The organism is Paenibacillus sp. FSL R5-0636 (genome assembly GCF_037974255.1).
In the GTDB taxonomy this organism is placed as follows: domain Bacteria; phylum Bacillota; class Bacilli; order Paenibacillales; family Paenibacillaceae; genus Paenibacillus_AQ; species Paenibacillus_AQ odorifer.
In genome coordinates this window covers 5,960,191-5,981,729 of record NZ_CP150232.1, presented here as the reverse complement: position 1 = coordinate 5,981,729, position 21,539 = coordinate 5,960,191, and the positions used below count along the sequence as shown (strand labels likewise).

The 21,539-nt window shown below is 44.5% G+C and carries 21 protein-coding genes, 1 riboswitch and 1 other annotated feature; of the genes, 15 read left to right on the top strand and 6 right to left on the bottom strand.

The window, feature by feature from the left end:
- Positions 1-46: 46 nt before the first annotated feature.
- Together MKX34_RS27385 and MKX34_RS27380 are read right to left on the bottom strand one after the other, a co-directional pair.
- Positions 47-277, bottom strand: coding sequence for an alpha/beta-type small acid-soluble spore protein (locus MKX34_RS27385; protein ID WP_036685295.1), 231 nt, complete (start codon positions 275-277; stop codon positions 47-49).
- A 201-nt stretch (positions 278-478) separates the two neighbouring features.
- Complete coding sequence (locus tag MKX34_RS27380; RefSeq protein ID WP_076105307.1) at positions 479-1,453, bottom strand: aldose 1-epimerase; 975 nt, start codon at positions 1,451-1,453, stop codon at positions 479-481.
- Positions 1,454-1,587: 134 nt separating this feature from the next.
- Positions 1,588-1,827, top strand: a binding site (T-box leader).
- 63 nt (positions 1,828-1,890) lie between these two features.
- Between MKX34_RS27380 and trpS the strand changes: the two genes are divergently transcribed.
- Complete coding sequence (gene trpS / locus MKX34_RS27375; RefSeq protein WP_036685592.1) at positions 1,891-2,877, top strand: tryptophan--tRNA ligase; 987 nt, start codon at positions 1,891-1,893, stop codon at positions 2,875-2,877.
- Between the two features lies 1 nt (position 2,878).
- Here trpS and MKX34_RS27370 read toward each other — a convergent pair whose 3' ends face one another.
- Positions 2,879-3,067 carry a hypothetical protein gene (locus tag MKX34_RS27370; protein WP_038573198.1) on the bottom strand — a complete coding sequence of 63 codons (189 nt, stop codon included), beginning with the start codon at positions 3,065-3,067 and terminating at the stop codon, positions 2,879-2,881.
- Positions 3,068-3,171: 104 nt separating this feature from the next.
- A complete protein-coding gene (locus MKX34_RS27365) occupies positions 3,172-4,173 on the bottom strand; it encodes a metal-dependent hydrolase (RefSeq protein ID WP_076296368.1) in 1,002 nt (333 codons plus the stop codon).
- 232 nt (positions 4,174-4,405) lie between these two features.
- Between MKX34_RS27365 and cyoE the strand changes: the two genes are divergently transcribed.
- Complete coding sequence (gene cyoE, locus MKX34_RS27360; RefSeq protein ID WP_036685285.1) at positions 4,406-5,338, top strand: heme o synthase; 933 nt, start codon at positions 4,406-4,408, stop codon at positions 5,336-5,338.
- A 23-nt stretch (positions 5,339-5,361) separates the two neighbouring features.
- A complete protein-coding gene (locus tag MKX34_RS27355) occupies positions 5,362-5,979 on the top strand; it encodes an SCO family protein (RefSeq protein ID WP_038574827.1) in 618 nt (205 codons plus the stop codon).
- 96 nt (positions 5,980-6,075) lie between these two features.
- Here the strand turns inward: MKX34_RS27355 and MKX34_RS27350 are convergent, their stop codons facing one another.
- Entirely contained in the window at positions 6,076-6,423 is a 348-nt protein-coding gene (locus MKX34_RS27350; RefSeq protein ID WP_036685586.1) for a DNA primase, read from the bottom strand.
- Between the two features lie 133 nt (positions 6,424-6,556).
- Positions 6,557-7,744, bottom strand: a complete 1,188-nt coding sequence (locus MKX34_RS27345) for an MFS transporter (protein WP_038573195.1) — start codon at positions 7,742-7,744, stop codon at positions 6,557-6,559.
- Between the two features lie 270 nt (positions 7,745-8,014).
- Here MKX34_RS27345 and MKX34_RS27340 point away from each other — a divergent pair, with 270 nt between their 5' ends.
- The 12 genes from MKX34_RS27340 to MKX34_RS27285 all read left to right on the top strand — a co-directional run bounded on the left by MKX34_RS27340 (position 8,015) and on the right by MKX34_RS27285 (position 21,505).
- Positions 8,015-8,452, top strand: coding sequence for a hypothetical protein (locus MKX34_RS27340; RefSeq protein ID WP_036685280.1), 438 nt, complete (start codon positions 8,015-8,017; stop codon positions 8,450-8,452).
- Between the two features lie 63 nt (positions 8,453-8,515).
- The gene (locus MKX34_RS27335; RefSeq protein WP_076296369.1) at positions 8,516-9,661 is read left to right on the top strand and encodes a transglutaminase-like domain-containing protein; all 1,146 of its coding nucleotides are present in this window, start codon (positions 8,516-8,518) and stop codon (positions 9,659-9,661) included.
- Between the two features lie 173 nt (positions 9,662-9,834).
- Complete coding sequence (locus MKX34_RS27330) at positions 9,835-11,910, top strand: penicillin-binding protein 2 (RefSeq protein WP_254924579.1); 2,076 nt, start codon at positions 9,835-9,837, stop codon at positions 11,908-11,910.
- Positions 11,911-11,941: 31 nt separating this feature from the next.
- A complete protein-coding gene (locus tag MKX34_RS27325; protein ID WP_036685271.1) occupies positions 11,942-14,047 on the top strand; it encodes a penicillin-binding transpeptidase domain-containing protein in 2,106 nt (701 codons plus the stop codon).
- 76 nt (positions 14,048-14,123) lie between these two features.
- A complete protein-coding gene (locus MKX34_RS27320; protein ID WP_076296371.1) occupies positions 14,124-14,891 on the top strand; it encodes a Cof-type HAD-IIB family hydrolase in 768 nt (255 codons plus the stop codon).
- Positions 14,892-14,949: 58 nt separating this feature from the next.
- Complete coding sequence (locus tag MKX34_RS27315) at positions 14,950-15,435, top strand: DUF456 family protein (protein ID WP_038573189.1); 486 nt, start codon at positions 14,950-14,952, stop codon at positions 15,433-15,435.
- A gap of 26 nt (positions 15,436-15,461) precedes the next feature.
- Entirely contained in the window at positions 15,462-17,090 is a 1,629-nt protein-coding gene (locus MKX34_RS27310) for a polysaccharide biosynthesis protein (RefSeq protein ID WP_076296372.1), read from the top strand.
- A gap of 78 nt (positions 17,091-17,168) precedes the next feature.
- Positions 17,169-17,513, top strand: coding sequence for a thioredoxin family protein (locus tag MKX34_RS27305; RefSeq protein ID WP_036685265.1), 345 nt, complete (start codon positions 17,169-17,171; stop codon positions 17,511-17,513).
- A 102-nt stretch (positions 17,514-17,615) separates the two neighbouring features.
- Positions 17,616-18,599, top strand: coding sequence for a COX15/CtaA family protein (locus MKX34_RS27300; RefSeq protein ID WP_076099376.1), 984 nt, complete (start codon positions 17,616-17,618; stop codon positions 18,597-18,599).
- Between the two features lie 155 nt (positions 18,600-18,754).
- On the top strand, positions 18,755-19,489 hold the full coding sequence (locus MKX34_RS27295; protein WP_036685261.1) for a Cthe_2314 family HEPN domain-containing protein: 735 nt from the start codon (positions 18,755-18,757) through the stop codon (positions 19,487-19,489).
- A gap of 102 nt (positions 19,490-19,591) precedes the next feature.
- A riboswitch (SAM riboswitch) is annotated at positions 19,592-19,727 on the top strand.
- A 102-nt stretch (positions 19,728-19,829) separates the two neighbouring features.
- The gene (locus tag MKX34_RS27290; protein WP_036685258.1) at positions 19,830-20,846 is read left to right on the top strand and encodes a methionine ABC transporter ATP-binding protein; all 1,017 of its coding nucleotides are present in this window, start codon (positions 19,830-19,832) and stop codon (positions 20,844-20,846) included.
- Positions 20,846-21,505 (top strand): methionine ABC transporter permease, encoded by a 660-nt coding sequence (locus tag MKX34_RS27285; RefSeq protein ID WP_036685255.1) that lies wholly within the window; start codon positions 20,846-20,848, stop codon positions 21,503-21,505. The genes MKX34_RS27290 and MKX34_RS27285 overlap by 1 nt, the downstream gene beginning before the upstream one ends.
- Positions 21,506-21,539: the final 34 nt, after the last annotated feature.

The following is a 21,539-nucleotide window of genomic DNA, read 5'->3' as shown; positions in this document are numbered from 1 at the left end:
GGGCTTTTTAAGACCTCAGCCGGATAAAACACTTAAGATAACGATGTTACTGACGACCGGACAGTTGTTGTTCTGCCAGTTGTACTAGACGTTTAGTGATGTAACCTCCCAAAGAACCAGTTTCGCGGGAAGTGTAGTTCCCGTAATAACCGTCAGCTGGGATCGTTACTCCAAGCTCTTGTGCTGCTTCATATTTCAATTGTTGCAACGCTGCATTTGCTTGAGGAACTACAAGGTTATTGGAACGGCTGCTACGACCTTGACCTGCTTGACCCATGTGTGTCACCTCCTTCGCCCGTTGTGAAGATAGTATGAGCGCTAAGAGGCTAATTCATGCATGCTATCGAAAGGTTTTAAGGATGGTAATTATTAGTCGATTAAAAGTAAGGGTAGGAAAGCCTAAATAACTAAGCTCGCACAAAAAATCGGCCTTCTCTTACGTAAACGCAAGGGAAGACCGATATAATGTATATCTGCTTTAATTCTCGGGATAGATCATTTCCAGCATAGTGGACAGCTCAAGGCTTTGACCTGGTTCTACCTTCAGCAAGCCAGTGAAGGAAGGATCGTCGGAAACGTTAGGAGCATCCGGGAGCCAGGTATAAGGTTCGATGCACAGAAATTGATCGGCTGGTCCTTTGGTATACAGGACCCAGTGGCGAAAAAGATTCTCGTCGGCCGTATAACGAAGACCATAACCATCATCGCGTAATAACAATGCTTCTACGGGCTGCTTGTCACCAATACGCAGAGCGGTATCAAAATTAGTTCCCTGTAGGTTAATTCCAGAATTTAGAGACTCTAGATCACCGAGTGGAATTAGATTGCCGCTAGGGAGCAATTCATCGTTTAGTTCATAAATGCTGTTTACGGGCAATTTGAGATTCCAGCGTTCAGGTTCTCCATCGATCATAAACCAGGTGTGATAACCGATCCCAAAGGGAATACGATGATCGCCGAGATTTGTAACCTTTAAAGTCTGGCTGAGCCGGGCATCCTGAAGCCTGAATGTCATTTCGAATTTGAGTGGAATGGGAAATTGCTCCATCCAGTGTGGATCATCTTCAGTAAGGAATTCAGTAGTGACTGCACAACCGTCCTCGTCTTCTTCAATATCGCTGACACACCAGGATTGAGTCCGGTGTAGACCATGGATATGATTGTCACCAGCGGTATTCTGGTCAAATTGATAACTTGTACCCTCGAATTGAAATTTTCCTTTACGAATTCTTCCGGGTGGAATTAAGAGCGGGATGCCAAAATGGTAAGGTTTTTGCATAAAGAAAGCTTGATCGCTTTCATCAGGCCGCCGCAGAATTTCCCGTTGTTCCTTTACATCAAACAATGAAATCACGTTGTTTCCTAGTCGCGGCAAAAGCGTGACTTCCAGTTCGCGGCTGTGCAAAATATAAGTATCATAACCGCCCCACTGCCCTTTGGTCACCTGTTTCATGAGATATGCTCCTTTATCGTAACTGTAATCGAATAGAACATGGATAACCTTATCATAACAGATTTATACGGAAGTGGTTAAGTGATTTGACAACTTCTCTTTATGGTTCTATGATGAAGGCATTAAATTATGATGAGAATGTGATGACGGGGACAAGTAGGCAGGAAGTGTACCTTCAGAAAGCCGGTGGTTGATGCGAACCGGTAGGACACTCTTGATGAATGGACCCCTGAGCGCCGCGCTTGAACGGGAGCAAGATACCCTAGTAGACCGGCCGGATCTTCCCCGTTAACGGAAGACTAAGGCTGTTTCCTTTTGACTATACAAAGGTTTAGCAGCGAATAAGGGTGGCACCACGGTCTCACGTCCCTTGCGGATGAGGCTTTTTTTGCGTTCTCGGAAATTGGAAATCACATCTAACGGAGGTCTATATTATGTTGAAAAAAGTAATGTCAGGCATACAACCGAGCGGTTCTCTAACTTTGGGTAACTATATCGGAGCGCTGAAAAATTTTGTGAAGCTGCAAGACGATCATCAATGTTTCTTTATGGTTGTCGATATGCATGCGATCACCGTTGCTCAAGATCCTGCGGCACTGCGTGAGCAGTCTGAAGCTGTAGCTGCACTCTTTATCGCGGCAGGAATTGATCCTGTGCGTTCGAATGTATATATGCAGTCCCATGTGCCTCAGCATGCGGAATTGGGTTGGATCATGACTACGCTAACGGCAATGGGCGAGCTTGAGCGTATGACACAGTTCAAAGATAAATCATCAGGTAAGGATTCGGTTGGCGCGGGCCTATTCGTATATCCTTCTTTAATGGCAGCAGATATTCTTGTTTATAATGCGGATCTTGTGCCAGTAGGTGAAGATCAGAAGCAGCACTTGGAGTTGACCCGTGATTTAGCTGGCCGATTTAATAACCGTTTTGGCGAATTCTTTACGATTCCTGAACCGTATATCCCTGAAGTGGGCGCACGCATTATGTCTCTGGATGATGGCACTAAAAAAATGAGCAAGAGCAGCCCAAATGCAGGCAGCTATATTGCCCTGTTGGATTCGCCGGATGTGATCCGTAAAAAAATCAGCCGTGCAACGACTGATTCTGGACGTGAAGTTATCTTTGATCCGGCTAATAAGCCAGAGATTAGTAACTTGATGAGTATTTACTCGGAATGTTCTGGAATGTCCCTCCAGCAAATTGCCGATCGTTATGAGGGACAAATGTATGGTGGCTTTAAGAAGGATCTTGGGGAAGTGGTTGTGTCCACACTTGAGCCTTTGCAACAAAGATATCATGAAATTCGCAGTTCAGGTGCGATCACTGATATTCTTGCCGAAGGTGCTGAACGCGCACGTATTGTTGCAGCTGAGACATTGAATGGCGTAAAAGAGCGGATGGGCTTTCTGCCAGCTCGTTAATCTAATCAGAGCTTAAACTTTCCTGTTTGCGTCTAATTCTGGCTTTGAGGATAAATCCCCAGCCAATATTCAATACGCAGAGAAAACCAAGCAGAAGTGCCAGCCAGAAGCTATAACTGATCGCGATTGAAGCGGCAGTGAGAATAAGAATAGAAGAACAAGCGAACCAAAGTGAGAGTCCTTTACCCATTAAGAGCCTTCCTTTCCGTGTCTGCTAAAATGAATCCCGGAGTATTATAAATACTCCGGGATTTTTTGTGATTATAGAATAGTTCTCTCAGTAAGTCTACAGTTTCATCGTAAAGAACCAGGGTCGATGGAAAATCGTTTGTCGAGCTTATCGCTGCTAAGCCAGCCTACATAAGTATTTAAAGGTTTATATTGGTTATCCATAACTAATACAGCCACAAAAGGGTATTGTTTGCGGTGTAAATAACGAACGTCTCCCCAGCGCACCATATATCCTGAAGGAAGCTCCTCCACTTCGGCCACCGCATAAGAGGTGAAATATAAAAAGGACTGAATATCTGGATGCGACTTGGATATTTCCACAGCGGGATGATTCGAGCAGACCGCATGTTTGAACCATTCCAGACGGTTGTTCAGTAGCTGCCCAACGTCATAACTGCCGTCTTTTTTCACTTTAACTACGTTCCAGCGTTTAAGTGAAATTGTAGGGATTACAATATAACGTTCGCCAGCAGTATGGTGTATATCTTTAAGCTTGATGTTTCGTGTAAGGCGGGCATGAACAATCGTTCTCCAAATATAATAAAGAATGGTACAGGCATAAAGCGTAATAAATAAAGGTCTAGGCGGAACAATCCCAGTGATCCAGAGCAGAATAGCTGCGATATGGCTGCCAAAAATAAATGGATCGAAAATGTGGATGATATTCCAGGCGATCCATTTCTCAGTGAATGGACGGGCCGCCTGAGTTCCATAGGTGTTAAACAGATCAGAGAAGACGTGCACGCCTACACCTATGAAACCCCAGAGTGCAACATGGCTTAAAGCTGCCAAATCAGTAAACCCAAACAGAGGCCCTAAGACTAGGGCAATCAGAGCGGGCCACAAAATTAGAAAAGGCAAGGAGTGTGTGATTCCACGGTGATTACGAATATATATTGCATTGTCCTTTAGTCGTAATGCGGTATCGGCATCAGGAGCCTGTGAGCCTAAAATCGTTGCCAGCATAACGGCCCCGGCCAGTTTAGGGTCAGAAGCAACGACGGGATCGACGAAAGAAAGTCCGGCTAACCCTATGCCCATAACTAAATGTGTAGCGGTGTCCATTGGTCAGTTCTCCTTTGTTGTTCGGAAGTACATTATTAATAATTACCCAAATACGGCTTAGGTTATTAAGGGGCTGAAAATAAATATTGTCACGTAATTGTCAAATTCATGAACATACTGTGCCATGACTGTCAAAGTCTCCTCGGGTTTGATATGATAAAGTTAACAGCGAAGTCTATTTAGTGCTTCGGCTAGAACGTTAGAAGTTTGTTTAGAAGGAGGATCATTTGGTGTGGATAATCATATAACATTTCAAGCTTCTTCCGATTCTGCAGCTATGTCTGCAAAATCTCCACCGGAAGGTGCAAGTTGGCGTGATTTCATTACCGTAACAAAACCCGGTATTATCCGATCTAACCTCATCGCTGCCTTTGCAGGATATTGGCTGGCTTCAGGTTGGGATGTTCAATACGGCAGATTAGTTCTGACTCTGCTCGGTACAATGCTGGTTATGGCTTCGGCCTGTGTTTTTAATAACTATTTCGACCGTGATCTGGATATGAAGATGGAAAGAACGCGCGATCGTGGGCTTCCTACAGGACGATTGAAACCCAAAACCGTATTGCTGTATGCTATTGGGCTTGGGATTGCGGGTTTGATTGTGCTGTTTGCTTTTTCCGGAGTTTTAGCCGGTCTGTTCGGGATTGTAGGGATGTTCGTTTACGTTGTAGTATACACCCTTTGGTTGAAACGGACATCAACATGGAGCACTTCAGTAGGTGCGATCTCTGGAGCTATGCCACCGGTAATTGGCTACGTTGCAGTTACGGGAACAGTTGATCTAGGGGCTTGGCTGATGTTTGCGATGTTGTTTCTGTGGCAACCTCCCCATTTCTGGGCGCTCGGGATTAGACGTAAAGAAGAATATAGAGCCGCAGGTTTCCCACTGCTGCCTGTAGTCAAAGGAACACGTCGTACGAAGTTTCAAATGATTCCTTATGTAGCACTGTTACTGCCTATTCCAGTGTTAATGTACGCCTACGATTATGCAGGCATTTTTTATCTGGTGATTTCAACAGCGCTGTCCCTGGCTTGGTTAATCATAACCTTGATGGGCTTTGCAGCAAAAGATGACGAAGTCTGGGCGAAGAAGAACTTCCTCTTCTCCATTAACTACCTAACGGTAAGTTTGATCGTACTTGTATTAAATACGATTCACGGTTAAGAAGAGGGAGGGTATTATTGTCCGTGCAGACCTTTAAGCGTTATAAATGGACCTGGATTCTACTATTGCTTGCTTTGGTAATGGCTGGTTATCTGGCAGTTAATTCTTTGAATTTAGGAAAAGAAAAACTGCCGGTAATCGGAGAAGTGCAGGACTTTTCACTTGAAAATGTGGATGGAGACCAGATTACTCTGGCTGATACACAAGGTAAGGCACGGCTGGTATACTTTTTTTTTACGCAATGTCCGGATGTATGTCCTATAACTACGTTCCTGTTATCCCAGACACAGAAGATTCTGGTCGACGAGGGCAGCTTTGGAAAAGATACGGCGTTCGTCTCCATTTCTTTTGATCCAGGGAATGATACACGTGAAGCCATTAAGACCTTTGCGGACCGTTTCCAGGCAGATTATAAGGGTTGGTACTTCTTACGGGGGGATCAGGAAGTGATTCGTAAACTGGCAACTGATTCTTTTAAAGTACTAATTGCAGGGAATAGTAAAGAAAATTTCGTACATGCGAATCGCATAGCATTGGTTGATCGGGACAATCGTCTCCGTGCATTGTATGACGCAGGAGATACGGATAACGTAACGCCTGAATTTCTTGCCGATAGGCTGAATGAATTGGCTCGTGAATAGAACATAACCGCATAACAGAAACGCCTTTTTCGAATCCCGTTTATTGAAGGGATAACGAAAAAGGCGTTTTTAATTTCTTAGGCAATATATCGCGAATCAAAAAGGGATGGGTTCAGGGTAAATGATGAACTCTTCCAGACCCGCTTTTTCAAGCTGATTAATATTGTATTCATCTGGAGTGCCCTCCACTCCGGCATAACCTCGGCGCGTATAGATGTGACCAGCATCGGGAAAGGCATCGCGGAGAATCCCGCGTATTTTTTTGCCTGAACTGTCGTTATCCATATAAAGATATACTTCTCCATCTCCTACTTTTTGTCGCAGGGACTCGAGTTTGAGCGTATTTAATGTACCAAAGGTACAGAGGATTTCGACTTCCGGTACCAGCACGCGTCGTAATCTGCTGCGATCGTTTTTGCCTTCGACAATAATCGTAATGGACATTTGCTGACAATCACCTCCGGAAATGAAGCCTGAACTTTCAGACTCATTATAGTTTACCGAAGGAGGAGCAGTTTTAACAACTGTTTCTACAGGAAAATCTTCATTCCCCGGGAAATGTCGTAAAAACAATAAATCATGCGGCCCGCCCATTCCATTTGGAAGAGTAGGTGGACAGCTTGGCTGAATTTTTTGGCGGAAGCAGTAATAGTGCAACCATCAGCAATAGAAAGGCAATGAAATAAGGCGAAACAACGTCTCTTAGTTGTCCTGCGGCCACAGGCCCTGCGAATGCACCTAGTGACATGGCTATCGACTGCATGGAGAAGGTGCGTCCCATACGTCCTGGTCCACCTAGACTAATAAAGAGCGAAGCCATTGCAGGAAATAATATTCCTTTGGCTGCACCCAGCATAAAGAGAATAACGGAAGCGGGAATGCTGTGAAGTGAGGCGAGCGCAAAAAAACAAAGGGCCATTCCTAGCAAGGCCACGGCTATTCTTCCTCCTGGGGAAAAGCGGTTCAGGAAGAACAAACTGAGTGTTACCAAAGCCCCTAAGCTAAGGAGCGATAAAAGAATACCTGTGGAAACAATGCTATTACTTCCGGTCTGAGATAGAGGAAGCTCAAAGAACAGAACCCCTTGTGAACAAGAAACGAAAAAAGGCAGCAGATAATAACGTTTGGAAACTGGATTGGGATCGGATATAGGGACCGAAGGAAGATCCTGATTTTTTAAAGGAGGTGCTGCTGAGTTTACAGGGCGTACTAAACGCCGGGCAGGCGCCGGTACACTGAAAAAAGCCATGATTCCTGTAGCGATAAGCAGCCATCCCAATGTGGTGAAGGTGCCGGAATAGCCAGCTTTAGCTACGATAAAGGCACCCGCTGCTGGGGATACCACTGAAGCTAAGGTATGAACGATACCATGTCCGGACATATATTTCCCCTGCTCAGTGGCATCAGATGATAATGAAGCCAGCAAGGTCATGCACGCCGGAGAGAGGAAGGCGAGCGCGAACCCGCTTGCTGCTCGTAGCATCAGCAAATGCCACGGAAGCTGAGCGTGAGCCTGCAGCAATAGAATGGCTCCCGCAGTAACAAGGCTAAAGACGATGTAGCGGCGGCTGCCATTACGATCGACGAGTACGCCTGCGAGCAAATTGCCAGGAAGATGGGTCAACGAATACATGCCCATCATCCAGCCAATAAAGGCGGGTCCCGCACCAAGAGAGATGGCAAAGGGCGTTAGAATAGGATACTGTGCATGTAAATCAAAAAACGCCAGAAAAAGAAACAGGTACAGCCATAGCGCAGTTTTCACAGGGAAACACCTCCGAGAGCCACCTACAATAAAGGTTAATGCAGGAAGGCGTATTTTAAGAAGATCAAATTTAAGCAACTACTTGTACTTTACGTGGGACAGAGAGGGCTTATACCGCTTTTTTAATTCCTGTAAGCAGGTATACCTTTCTCTGGCTGTGGAACCATGAATTATGATGGGCATTCATGTATAATAATTAATATTGGCGTCATGTCTATGGAGGAGATAATCCTTAGGACGAAACTAGGCGATAGGGGTGTTGTGAGGTTGATGGATCCAGAGGTGTGGTCACAGTTTATTAGAGAGAATTGGTTAGTTATTGTTATTGCGCTTGTTCTGTTGTTCGCGGTTGTTAATTTGGTCAAAACGATGTTGAAATGGGCGATTGTCATTATTATCGTTGTAGGTCTATTCATCTATAGTGGTGTGACAATGGACCAAATTGGTAACGCTGTGAATAAGGTGGCAGATGGAACGGTAAGCACGCTGAAGAAGGAAGCACAAGAGGTCATGCTTAAAGAGGCGCAGGATGCGAAGTACACTTCAAATGGTGACGGAACATTTACGATCACAACTCCGAATATTGAAGTGAAAGGTACTACTGGTGAAGATAAGGTAGAGGTTACTTTCCGCGGAGTTAGTCTTGGGAAGTGGAGTATTACTGATACCACACAAACATTTATCGAGGAAGCTCGGAAACATCAATAAACGGCCTCAGTTTAAATCATTATCAAAAACAAGCAAGCGGGCGGCTGAAAGGGGAGATTGGATATGATAAACGGTTGGTTGACTAGTCTGAGTGATGCAAATATCATCTCCATCGCCCTCCTGCTGGTAGTAGTCTTTTCACTATTGCAAGGCTGGAGCAGAGGGTTCTCAAGTGCTACCGGAAGATTATTCGGTCTGCTGGGAACAGGACTGTTTACAATAGCTTCTTTGGTGCTGGCCATTCCTGCTGCGGCGTATCTCAATCCTCATGTTCAGACTTGGGCAGCAGGAATAAGTCTGCCTGATAAACAGCTGACCCAGTGGCAGCAAATTTATTATACGGCTGTGTCTGTGCTGGCGGAATCGCCGCTGGTGCGGTTTCTATTGTTGTTACTGCTCTCTTATATCTTAATTCGCATGCTTCTGGGATTGTTGTCTATGCTGCTCCCGTTCCACCAGCTACGGCGCACCAAGGCATTTAAGGATAGAAAGATTACGCAAGTAAGCCGTATGGGTGGAGCTATCATAGGGTTAATTATAGGCTTGACTCGTGGTTTAATTATTGTGCTCGCTCTTTTCATTTGTGTTGGCCTAAATCCAGAAAGTCAATTTAGCCGTTATGTGGAATCTTCTCCGATCTACAGTCAAAGCGCTGCCGCTGTATTTGAACCCTTTGTTGGGGATACCGTGCAGAAAAAGCTGCCTATTCTGACGAAGACCGTTGCAGCTGAGATGAATGATATCCTGCGCAGAAAATATGAAGTTATCGATCATGACATTCCACAAGATATTGTGGGTGCGGCTGAAGATATTATTGGACAAGCGCAAGGAGACGAGAAGAAAGCCAGACTACTGTATGATTGGGTAGGAACACGAGTAACTTATGATTACGCCAAAGCGGAAAATTATGAAAAAAATAGAATTTGGCATGAACAGACCCCGCAGGATACCTTCGACACACGTATAGGGGTATGTATTGATTATGCCCGTCTTTACGCTGTAATGGCCCGCTCCCAAGGATTGCAGGTGCGCGTTGTAACGGGTCAAGGCTATGATGGTCGAGGCGGGTATGGCGCACATGCCTGGAATGAAGTTTATATAAGTGACCGGCAAGCTTGGATTCCATTGGATCCCACTTGGGCGAGCAGTGGAGATTGGTTTAATCCGAAGGATTTTGACGATACGCATATTAGGGAGAACGCACTCTGAGTGAGGGCGCCGCACTCCTTCCGTGTGGTACAATAAACTCATACCAACCGCTCTAACACAAATGCGAGTGCAATGCTCACAATCAGCTTCTTAGAAATCACCTTCATTATAGGAGCAATGTCGCTGGCTAAGGCAATTCAGACATTATTTTTATATAGAAGGGAAGAAAGCTGGTGAGCTTTGGGAAGCAGCTCCCGCCTGCGGACGGGAAATCTTCGAAACATTCTGTAGGTCTGCGATTGAATCTGTTTTTCTTTGGCACTTTTTTTATTTTTTGTATCATTATTGTGCGTCTTGCAGGTTTGCAGTTTACTGAGGGAGCTTTGCTGACAGAAGAAGAGATCAAACGGGATACGAAGTTTGTTCCGCTGGCAGCCATGCGAGGGATTATTTTTGCTGCCGGGGGTGAGCAGATAGCCTATTCTACACCTGTTGAGTCGCTCTATCTTACCCTAAATAAGGAATATACAGCTAAAACTACTGATAAAGTAACGGGTGAAACCTCACTAACGGAAAAGGCGAAAAATAAGTCCAATGACCTTGCAGCAAGATTAGTAGCGGAGTTTGAGAAATATGGAAGTGCAGATGCCCCTAAGTTAACGCAGCAGGACGTGCTGGATTTACTTGATCTGGACTTTAAAAAGTACCTAGGTTATGTACCGCGTCGTATAAAAGCAGGGCTAACTTCAGAAGAAATAGCTTATTTCATGGAACATAAGGATGAATATCCAGGTATTACCATTGTGGAAGAAAGTATACGCCACTACGATAAAGATACGGTAGCTGTGCAGACGGTGGGTTTTGGCAAACCTTTTAAATCAACCGAAGACATAGCGATGTACAAAAATATTCGTAGTGCAATGAAAGACAATTCTTCACCGGGACTTATGTATAAAACGGAAGAATATGTGGGGTTTGATGGTCTGGAAATGCAGTATCAACGCGAACTGCGCGGAGAAAATGGTTATCAGGTCATTTCGGTCACTCCTCAAAATATGGCGGAGAAGGTAGAACAGACCGTTCCCCCTGTAAAAGGCAATAACATTTGGATGACTATTAATAAGAATGTTCAGATGAAGACTGAACAGGCCATATTAGATCAGATTAAATGGCTGCACACCAATGCTGTGCAAGGCGAAACTCATCCAGATGCTTTAACAGGTTATGCAGTAGCAATGGAAGTAGAGACTGGTAATATTGTCGCTATGGCGAGTATGCCGGATTACGATTCGAATGTATGGACAAAGGACTCGTTGCCTACATCCGTCTGGAATAAAATTATGAACAATCATCTGAATGGTACAATTACCTCGAATTCTTCCGGGAGATCGGGTCATGATTTTAGCTCTCTTGTATTCATGGGATCGACCATCAAACCGTTAAGTGTATTAATTGGTCTAAATGAAGGTTTTTTTAGCACCTCGAGCACCTATCCAGATGTGGGGATTACCTATTTCGGTAAGGATGATAAATCATCGGTTAGAAATTCATCAGGTCACGTCTATGGAAAACTGTATCCGGCTGATGCTATCAAGCAATCCTCTAACGTATTTATGGTGGATATGGTCGGAAAGCAACTTTATAAGAAATACCTGGGGGATAAAGGCGTAGAGGTCTGGGACCAATATATGAAAAAGTTCGGACTGGGTGTGTCAACACAAAGTGGTCTTCCCGGTGAATCACCAGGTCAGATTAACTATACAGATTTCAAGGCTGCAGGGAGCTCGCAGGCCGCGCTCGTCTACGCATCTTTTGGCCAGCAAGGCAGTTATACTACGTTACAGCTTGCCCAGTATGCTACTACACTTGCAAATGAAGGTGTGCGAATTAAACCACAGCTTATAAGTAAGATTACGGATGCGCAAGGTAAGGTGGTTAAGGAATTTAAAAAAGAAGTGCTTAATAAAGTAACCTTTGATAAATCGTTCTGGAGAGAAATCAAACAGGGAATGAGCAGTAAAGTTAGTGCTTTTGACGATTTTCCTTATGATTTTGCCCGTAAGACAGGAACCTCTGAAAAAACGGACAGAAAAAATATAAACCGTGATAACGGGGTTTTTATTGCCTTTGCTCCACGTGAGAATCCGAAGCTGGCTGTAGCGGTTGTGATTCCGGAGGGCGGCTTTGGCTCAAATAGTGCAGCTCCGGTTGCCCGTAAGATTTTTGATGCTTATGATTGGGAATATGGGCTGGATGGGGTTCCAAAGAAGAATATTCCTCCTGTGGCAGATCCCGTTCAAGAACAATAAGCTTAAATTAGAGAAAAAGGAGAGACAAACTGTGAGTTTTTTCCGTAAGCAGGCCTCACCTCCTGACGAGACCAGCAGCAAAAGTTCCATCGGCCTGCGACTCAACGTGTTTTTCTTTAGCACGTTCGTTATATTTTGCGTAATCATCATCCGACTAGCTGTTCTGCAATTCGTGGAAGGTCCAACTTTAACTGAGGTAGAGACGAGTAGAGATACTAAAAATGTACCGTTAGCTTCCATGAGAGGGGTTATATACGCTGCAGGCGGTGAGAAGCTAGCTTATTCCACTCCTGTTCAATCGCTGTATATCACACTCAATAAAGAGTATACGGCTAAGGAAACAGATAAAGACACCGGTAAAACAACGCTGACCCCAGAGGCTAAGGTCAAGTCTGATGCCTTGGCAGCCAAGCTGGTAGCTGATTTCAATAAATATGGTGATCCAAATGCAGAGAAGATGACGGAGAAAGATGTAATTGATGCGTTGGATTTATATTTTCGTAAATCACTTGGCTTTATGGCACGGCGAATTAAGGCTGATCTGACTACTGAAGAAGTAGCTTATTTCATGGAACATAAAGGAGAATATCCGGGGCTTGAGATTGTCGAGGAGAGCATTCGTCATTACGATAAAGATACGGTTGCTGTACAGACGATTGGATATATCAAACCCTTCAAATCCGCGAACAGTCTTAATATTTATAAAAACATTCTTAGTGCTATGAAAAACAATCCGGAGCCAGGGCTAACGTATAAGGATGATGAATTTGTTGGATTCGATGGGCTGGAGCTGAAATATCAGCGTGAGCTTCGCGGGCAAAACGGATATCAGGAAATTTCCGTCAATCCACAGAATATGGCGGAGAAAATTGAGCGTGTCGTTCCGCCTGTCAAAGGAAATGACATCTGGACAACGATTAATAAGAATGTTCAGATGAAGACAGAACAGGCGATAACAGATCAGCTCAAATGGTTGCACTCTAATACCGTACAAGGCAGAACGCATCCGAATGCTTTAACGGGATATGCAGTAGCGATGGAAGTAGATACTGGTAATATTGTCGCTATGGCGAGTATGCCTGATTATGATACGAATGTTTGGACATCAGGTTCTTTGTCTTCAGATGTCTGGAACAGTATTATGGATAATTATCAGAACGGAACGATCACTCCTATTTCTTCGGGAACCTCAGGGAACGGACTAAGATCTGTACTGCTTCTAGGTTCAACGATTAAACCTTTGAGTGTACTCGTGGGTCTGAATGAAGGGTTGTTTTCAACTTCTTCTTATTATCAGGATAAAGGTTTTGCGACTTTTGGTAAGTCTGGGCATGAAACGAAGGTAAGAAACTCTTCTAACCACGTATATGGTTCTTTGGATCCTGCTAGAGCCATTGAGAAATCCTCGAATGCATTTATGGTCGATATGGTCGGTAAAAGATTGTATGACAAATATAAAAGCAAGGGGATAGACATCTGGGATGTCTATATGAAAGAGTTCGGCCTTGGTGTATCTACGGGAATTGACCTGCCTAATGAATTCTTGGGTCAAAGAAACTATACCAATATAGAAGCTGCTGGTAGTGCGCAGTCCGCACTGGTCTATGCCTCTTTCGGACAACAAGGAAGTTATACAGTAATGCAGCTTGCACAGTATGTTACTACACTTGCTAATGAAGGACAGCGGATTAAACCTCAACTGGTTAGCAAGATTACTGACGCAGATGGAAATATAATCAAAGAGTTTAAACGTGAGGTGCTTGATGAAGTAACAAACTTCGATAAGTCCTACTGGAATGAAATTAAGCAGGGGATGCGAAGTGAAGTTAGTGCTTTTTCTGATTTCCCTTATGACTTTGCACGTAAGACGGGAACCTCTCAGCAAGTAGCTAAGGGTGAAATTCGCGATAATGGGGTATTTATTGCATATGCTCCACGTAATAATCCTAAGTTGGCTGTGGCGGTTGTAATCCCTGAAGGTGGCTTTGGTTCACAAAGTGCGGCACCAGTCGCACGTAAAATATTTGATGCCTATGATTGGGAATATGGGCTTGATGGAGTTCCAAAGAAAAGTCTCCAGTCTGGCAATAATACTAATGATAATGCGAAGGAGGGAGAGACTACAGGTACCGAGTAACTCTGACCCTATGGCTAAGATTTAAAAAAATAAACAGCTTCTCAATAGAGAGCATACAAGAATGGAGGGGTGGCAAATGATTGCCAAATACCGCCTGCTTGCATTGGATATGGATGGAACCCTACTGAATGATGAACAGATAATTACACCCACAACGGTGGAATGGATTCAAAAGGCGGTCAACGCAGGCGTTCATGTCTGTCTGTCGACAGGCCGGGCATTTGTAAGTGCCTTACCCTATGCAGAGCAGCTAGGTTTAGAGACACCGATGATCACTGTGAACGGCAGTGAGGTGTGGAGAGCGCCACATGAAATATACCGGAGATCGCTAATGTATCCCAAGCTGGTACAAGAAATGTATGATCTTGCAAAAGCAGATGACATCTGGTTCTGGGCTTATTCTCTGGACGAAGTTCTCAAACAGGATAACTGGGATGGGGATGTAACGGGTAGAGAATGGCTTAAGTTCGGTTATCACACTGAAGATGATGAGCTTCGCCATAAGCTGTTGCTTCGTCTTCAAGATATGGGTGGACTGGAGATTACGAACTCTTCTCCGCACAATCTGGAGATTAATCCTCTAGGCGTGAATAAGGCAGCAGGAATAAAGGAAGTCTGCAAGCTGCTGGGAATAGAAATGTCGCAAGTTGTAGCTGTGGGCGACAGCCTTAACGATCTGGCGGCGATCCAGCAGGCTGGACTTGGGGTTGCCATGGGCAACGCGCAAAAGACGGTTAAACAAGAGGCTGATGTTGTGGTGGCGACCAATAATCAAGACGGGATTGCCGAGGTCATCCAAAAGTATATCTTTACCGAAGCTGCAGCCTCTGTAGGCAGCAAATAATAAAAGCAGTACTGCGAAGTGAATCCATGGAGCATTATGCTAGTAGGAGGTTAAGGAATTGACGATCCTGGGTTGGATTCTTATCATTGTTTTGTTTGCTGTAGGATTGGCAGGGGCTGTATATCCCATACTGCCGGGTGCGTTAGCGATCTATCTTGCCTTTTTTGTATACGGCTGGTTCTTTTCTTTTGAGCCCTTTGGGGTTTGGTTCTGGATTATTCAAACACTGATTGTTGTAGTTCTTTTTGTTGCTGATTATGTTGTAGGAGCGTGGGGTGTCAAAAAATTTGGCGGCTCACGTTCATCGATTATCGGGAGCACGATCGGGCTGATCTTGGGACCTTTTGTTATCCCGGCTTTTGGTCTTATCATTGGACCATTTCTAGGGGCTTTTATTGGAGAATTGATCGTGGGATCTTCACCTTCTAAAGCTGCTAAGGTAAGTGTTGGCTCCATACTCGGCTTATTTAGCAGCACCTTGGTCAAAATCGTGTTGCAGGTAATTATGGTCGTCCTCTTTTTTATATGGGTCGCCCGGTTTTAATTTAACAGTGAAGAAGGGGAAAGAGTTTGTCCAAGAAAGAGTCTTTTGTTAAAGGCACGCTTATCCTTGCTGCTGCAGCTTTGGTGGCAAGGGTACTCGGGCTTGTCCAGCGTGTGCCGCTGGACCATATCTTTGACGGTGTGGGGAGAGCATCGTTCGGAGTTTCTAACAATATCTATTTAATGCTTCTAACCGTAGCCACCGCTGGGATTCCAAGTACACTCAGCAAAATGGTCTCTGAACGATACGCCTTGAATCGTCCTGAAGAGGCGAGACAAGTGTATCATGCTGCACTGCTGTTTTCAGTGGCAGCAGGGGTGTTTATGACTGTCTTGCTGTACATAGGGGCTCCATTTTATGCAACTCATATTGCTGATGTCCCTGAATCGGCGATGGCGATAAAAGCTATTGCGCCTGCCCTGCTTCTTTTTCCGGCAATAGCGATGATGCGTGGATATTTTCAAGGCCGCAACAATATGATGGCAGGTGGGATTTCTCAGATCGTGGAGCAATTCGCTCGCGTACTGACCGCTATTTTGCTGGCTTATATTTTATTACATCAAGGTTATAGCAACACTACAATTGCTGCGGGAGCATCCTTTGGTAGCGTGATCGGTAGTATTGCGGCGTTTGGCGTAATGATTTATTTTGCAGTCAAACTTCGCCGTGAGGACAAGCAATTAGGATTGAATTATGATACTGCTCAAAAATTACCGATTTGGGGTATCTACAAGGATATTTTTACACTGTCTATTCCCATTGTGCTGTCTTCCCTTACGATTCCGGTTGTGAATGTAATTGACACTTCTCTTACGGTACGATTATTGATTGATCAGATAGGTAGGGATAGTGCCACTTCAGCGCTAGGTATTTTATCCAATCGTGCTCAGAGTGTAGCGGGCATTCCACCTGTTCTATCTATCGCACTTGGAACTTCATTGATTCCGATCATTTCGGCTGCCTATGCCCGCCGTGATGAGGGGCATTTGAAAAAGCAGATAACGCTTGCTCTGCGGATTTCTATTTTGACAGGGATGCCGATTGTATTGGCGCTTGTAGCAGCTGCTTATTCTGTAAATGGATTATTGTTCGCCAGTTTAGATGGCAGTGGTATCGTAGCCATGCTTACTTTAGGAACGATCTTTCAGATTACGATGATGACAACGAACTCTATTTTGTTAGGTATGGGCAAATCGCGAATTTCCATGTATTATGTGTTAGCGGGTATTATTGTAAAATTAGTGGCGAGCTTATTACTTAGTAAGGTATTTGGCATCTACGGAATCATCGGTGCAACAGCACTTTGTTTCGTGGTCATTACTTTGCTTAACTTACGCATGCTGAAATCGATCGTGCCTTTTGAAATTATGGGCAAACGTTGGGGCGGTTTCGCGATTGCGGTACTTGTGTCCGGCGGGATTGGTTATGGCTTGAATGAGGCTGGGATTCTGTTAACAGATCTGATGCCGGCACGTTTGGCGTTTCTGATCACTTGTCTTGTTGTAGGAGCAGCAGTTGTTGTTATTTATCTAGTACTGCTTATTGTGCTGGGCGTGCTGACTAAACAGGAAATCTCCAGTTATCCGCGGGCGCTGCAAAAATTATTGAATCCGCTGATGAAGTTACAGCCTGCACGTGTTCGTATGAGAGAATAGGTTTGACTTCTACCCTGCATTTTGCTTCACTTAAAGAGTAGAAAATAGACAGATATTGAAGAAGGGACTGAGTAAATCATGGACAAAATTAGTTCTCCTGCTGAATTTCAGGTAGCCATTCAATCACCTCGATTAACAGTGGCCATCTTCAAGGCTGACTGGTGCTCGGATTGCAAATTTATCGATCCTTTTATCCCAGAGGTAGAGCAGGCTTATGCAGATCGCCTTACACTGGTTGAGGTAGATGTTGATGCCGTGGGCGATGTTAGCCAAGAACAAAATATTATGGGTATTCCAAGCTTCGTCGCATATTCGGATGGACGGGAATTGGTTAGATTCGTTAATAAATTGCGCAAATCCCGTGAAGAGATTGAAAATTTCCTTGATAAAGCGGTCCAAGTGCATCAAAGCCTTCAAAAGTAATTCCTAAGGAACCACCGCTTTCGCCTGTTTGTGCAAAAGCGGTGGTTTTTTGAAATATAAGTCTGGCTGCTTCTTCATTACTAAAAACTGCGGGTGATATTTTTGACGACAAATCAGTTGAAATGGCTTAGTTATCTTACTTGCCTTATCATGTTCCTCGCTGTACTCGGAGGAGCGGTAGTGACGAAGACTGGATCGGGCTTGGAATGCGGAAATGAATGGCCGCTCTGTCATGGGAAATTAATTCCGGCTTATACTATAGGCTCGATGATTGAATACACCCATCGCTTGTTTAGCGGTTTGGCAGGGTTATTCTCACTTGCCTCGATGTTTGCTTTTTGGCGTTATGCCCGTACTCGGCGCGATTTGCTGGGCTATGCATTTATGACTTTATTATTCGTCATCGTTCAAGGTGGTATGGGAGCGCTTGCAGTAATTAAATCCCAATCCGCTGCTGTAATGGCGCTGCATATGGGTTTTTCTTTGATCGCCTTTTCGAGCGCTATGATGTTGGCTCTTGGAACCAAGAGATGGCATGAATCGCGCGAATATGATCATACGTTGGAGGCTCAAAAGAAGCCCGTAAGTAAGGCTTTTCGCAATTTAACTTGTTTTACTGCCATCTATTCTTATATTGTCGTGTATATTGGAGCCTTTGTAAGTCATACGGATTCACAGGGCGGGTGTTCGGGTTGGCCGCTTTGTAATGGAGAATGGGTTCCGGAGCTTTCCGGAGGTGTAGGTGTTGTTTTTACGCATCGGATTGCGGCTTTGCTCTTATTCATGCTTACTGCGCTGCTTGGGCATTTAGCATTTTGGAAACATAAGGATTATCCAGAGCTTAGAGCGCTAGGTGTAGCTGCAGTGCTGTTATGCTTGATGCAGGTGTTTAGTGGGGCGGCTGTGGTTTACACCCTAGATAATGAAAGATTGTACATATTTGCCGCTTTGGCTCATATTTTGCTGATTGCCAGTTTGTTTGGTGTCTTATGTTATATGAGTGTAAGAGTCTGGCAGCTAAATCGTGCGGGTAGTGTCGTGTCTGGAAAAAATGTAACGAACCCAATGATTCCACCGCCTTGGTAGAACATTCCCTCCGTGGATAGAGGCGCTTCACCCGCGGAATAATAAAGTGGAAATCGGTATATCGTGGAGCTGATTGGCCGATGCTTACGTCGCGAGTTTTGTACGAAGCAGTCCATGGAAGCAGACGCTGAACAAAACTTTAGGAGGACTGGGATATGCTGCGGGTATTACTTGGAGAGCCGCCTCGAAAGAACAGTGGTGTGTTGGCTGATGCGATGGAGAATATGGCCACTTTTGCAGCATTGCTGCGCAAGGAAATGAGTGCCCATGAGGATAATGACCATGAATACCGCAAGCTGGAGATTTGGACACGTGGGCTGATTTCCTCTCTGGATGAACTGGAGCAAAGTTGGTTCGCGGCCGCTTTTTACCGGAAATTAGTGATTGCGGGTTATATGGATGATATGACACCGGTGGAACAGGGCGATTATGCACGTTATGTTTATTTTTATAAAGATGGCTTTATCCGGGTTTTCTCTCTTCTGGACAAGCTTGGGACGGTACTGAATCATTTTTATGATCTCAAAACATCCAAATTAAAAACGCACTTTTCTTACTTTACAGTGCTGCGTCAGCTTCAATTATTGAATGTGCATCCTGCATTAGCGGATCAACTGGAACAGATCAAGAACTCCTACCGCGATCCATTGGAGAATTTACGCAAGCGCAGAAATGCTGAAATTCATTATATGAATTCTGAAATGCAGGATGATTTGTGGCAGCGGCACCAAGGTCTGCATGACAAAATTCAGCTCGAGGATCTGGATAGCCATCTTGAGGATTTAAAACAATCGCTCGAAATGAACTGTAAGACATTAATCGCGGCATTCAGCTACAGCAATGAACAGCTGCGTAAGGAAATAAGCAAGGCAAAGAGCATAAAATCGTAATCGTTCAATATATTTCCTTTTGACAAAAATCGATAAACTCACTATACTTATGCTTGCATTAAAGTATGTACGATTTCAGAAAAAATATAATTTCATAACTTTATCTTATCGAGAGCGGCGGAGGGATAGGCCCGATGAAGCCCGGCAACCGATTTGTATCCAGCGCGGGAAGCGTTGTACAAATGTCATGGTGCTAATTCCTACAATGGCGCAGGTTGCGGTCGTTGGCAGATGAGAAGGCATTGTCTTAATAAACCCACAGAGCCTCTTGCGATCTGCATCGATCGTTGGAGGTTTTTTTGTATAGAATAAGTGAAATATAAAGGGGGGGCGACGAGAGTTGATTAATCTAAAAGGGATAACAAAGGTTTATGGAAAAGGGAGTAATGCGGCAACAGCGCTTTCTGGATTGAATCTGTCCATCGAGAAAGGTGAAATATTCGGAGTCATCGGCCACTCTGGAGCGGGGAAAAGTACATTGATCCGTTGCATTAATCTGTTGGAACGTCCGACAGAAGGTGAGGTCTGGGTAGACGGTGTTGAACTAACTAGCCTTAACCAAGGTCAATTACAGGAACAGCGGCGCAAGATTGGGATGATTTTTCAACATTTCAATTTGCTTTCTTCGGCGACGGTGTATGATAATATTGCCTTTCCACTGCGACTTGCAGGTACATCTAGAACAGCTATTGATACAAAAGTGAAAGATCTGCTCGCTCTAGTTGGGCTTGAAGAACATACAGATAAGTATCCTTCTCAGTTATCTGGAGGACAAAAGCAGCGGGTCGGCATCGCCCGGGCACTAGCCAGTGACCCTGATGTGCTGTTGTGTGACGAGGCCACTTCTGCGCTTGATCCCCAGACAACGGATTCCATTCTTAAGCTGCTGCTTGATATTAATAAAAGATTCCATTTGACCATTGTGCTGATCACGCATGAAATGCATGTAATCCAGAGCATCTGCGACCGTGTCGCGGTCATACATGGTGGTGGGATTGTTGAACAAGGCAAAGTTACAGAGGTATTTCTCAAGCCGCAGCATGAGGTTACACGCGATTTCATCCGCAGTGAGACACAGAATGAAGGGCCTCTTCGAGTGGCGCTTGATGCTGCTGCCGGGGATAACTCTCAAGCTGTCAAAATTACTTTTTTCGGAGAAAAAACTTACGGCTCGGCACTATCCGATGTCGTGCGTGATACGGGTGTGAGCTTTGCAATCTTACATGGTACCATCTCAACGATTAAAGATGTGCCTTATGGACAGATGATTGTGCGGTTTGAAGGGCCAGCTGAGGCAATTGCTGTAACGATCTCCAGACTAATTGCTCAAGGCCTTGATGTGGAGGTGATTTCGTAATGAATTTTGCAGATCTAAATTGGCAAGAAATGATGGATGCTACGGTTGCTACTATAAAAATGATATTTTTTTCCGGATTGTTCACAATTATTCTTGGTTTACCACTCGGAATTCTATTGTATTTATGGGGGAAATCGAATAGTATAGTAATCAGAGTAACTTACTCGGTCTTATCATTACTTGTAAATATCCTACGTTCCGTACCCTTTATCATTTTGATGGTGGCTCTAATTCCTTTCAGCAAAGCCGTTGTTGGAACCTCCATTGGTGTACTCGGTACGATTCCACCTCTGGTGATTGGTGCAGCTCCGTTTTTTGCCCGCTTGGTAGAGACGTCGTTAAGAGAGGTAGACCGCGGAGTCATCGAAGCCGCACAAGGTATGGGAGCATCGACGAACCAAATCGTTATGCGTGTTCTTTTGCCAGAAGCTCGTCCAGGTCTGCTAGCTGGAGTTACGATCACACTGGTTACACTGGTCTCCTATACAGCAATGGCTGGTATGGTTGGGGGCGGCGGATTAGGTGACTTGGCGATTCGTTACGGCTACCACCGCTATGAGACGGAGATTATGATTGTTTCTATATTATTTATTGTCGTACTGGTGCAATTGCTACAAATGGCCGGTGACCGACTCGTAAAACATTACACACGGAAATAAGGTACATCCATATATATCCTTATTCAATACAAAA

Excerpts from the sequence above, each read along its gene's own strand:
- MKX34_RS27385 (WP_036685295.1), bottom strand. The coding sequence starts at position 277 with ATGGGTCAAGCAGGTCAAGGTCGTAGCAGCCGTTCCAATAACCTTGTA.
- MKX34_RS27380 (WP_076105307.1), bottom strand. The coding sequence starts at position 1,453 with ATGAAACAGGTGACCAAAGGGCAGTGGGGCGGTTATGATACTTATATT.
- MKX34_RS27370 (WP_038573198.1), bottom strand. The coding sequence starts at position 3,067 with ATGGGTAAAGGACTCTCACTTTGGTTCGCTTGTTCTTCTATTCTTATT.
- MKX34_RS27365 (WP_076296368.1), bottom strand. The coding sequence starts at position 4,173 with ATGGACACCGCTACACATTTAGTTATGGGCATAGGGTTAGCCGGACTT.
- MKX34_RS27350 (WP_036685586.1), bottom strand. The coding sequence starts at position 6,423 with ATGTCCATTACGATTATTGTCGAAGGCAAAAACGATCGCAGCAGATTA.
- MKX34_RS27340 (WP_036685280.1), top strand. The coding sequence starts at position 8,015 with ATGGATCCAGAGGTGTGGTCACAGTTTATTAGAGAGAATTGGTTAGTT.
- MKX34_RS27335 (WP_076296369.1), top strand. The coding sequence starts at position 8,516 with ATGATAAACGGTTGGTTGACTAGTCTGAGTGATGCAAATATCATCTCC.
- MKX34_RS27320 (WP_076296371.1), top strand. The coding sequence starts at position 14,124 with ATGATTGCCAAATACCGCCTGCTTGCATTGGATATGGATGGAACCCTA.
- MKX34_RS27305 (WP_036685265.1), top strand. The coding sequence starts at position 17,169 with ATGGACAAAATTAGTTCTCCTGCTGAATTTCAGGTAGCCATTCAATCA.
- MKX34_RS27295 (WP_036685261.1), top strand. The coding sequence starts at position 18,755 with ATGCTGCGGGTATTACTTGGAGAGCCGCCTCGAAAGAACAGTGGTGTG.
- MKX34_RS27285 (WP_036685255.1), top strand. The coding sequence starts at position 20,846 with ATGAATTTTGCAGATCTAAATTGGCAAGAAATGATGGATGCTACGGTT.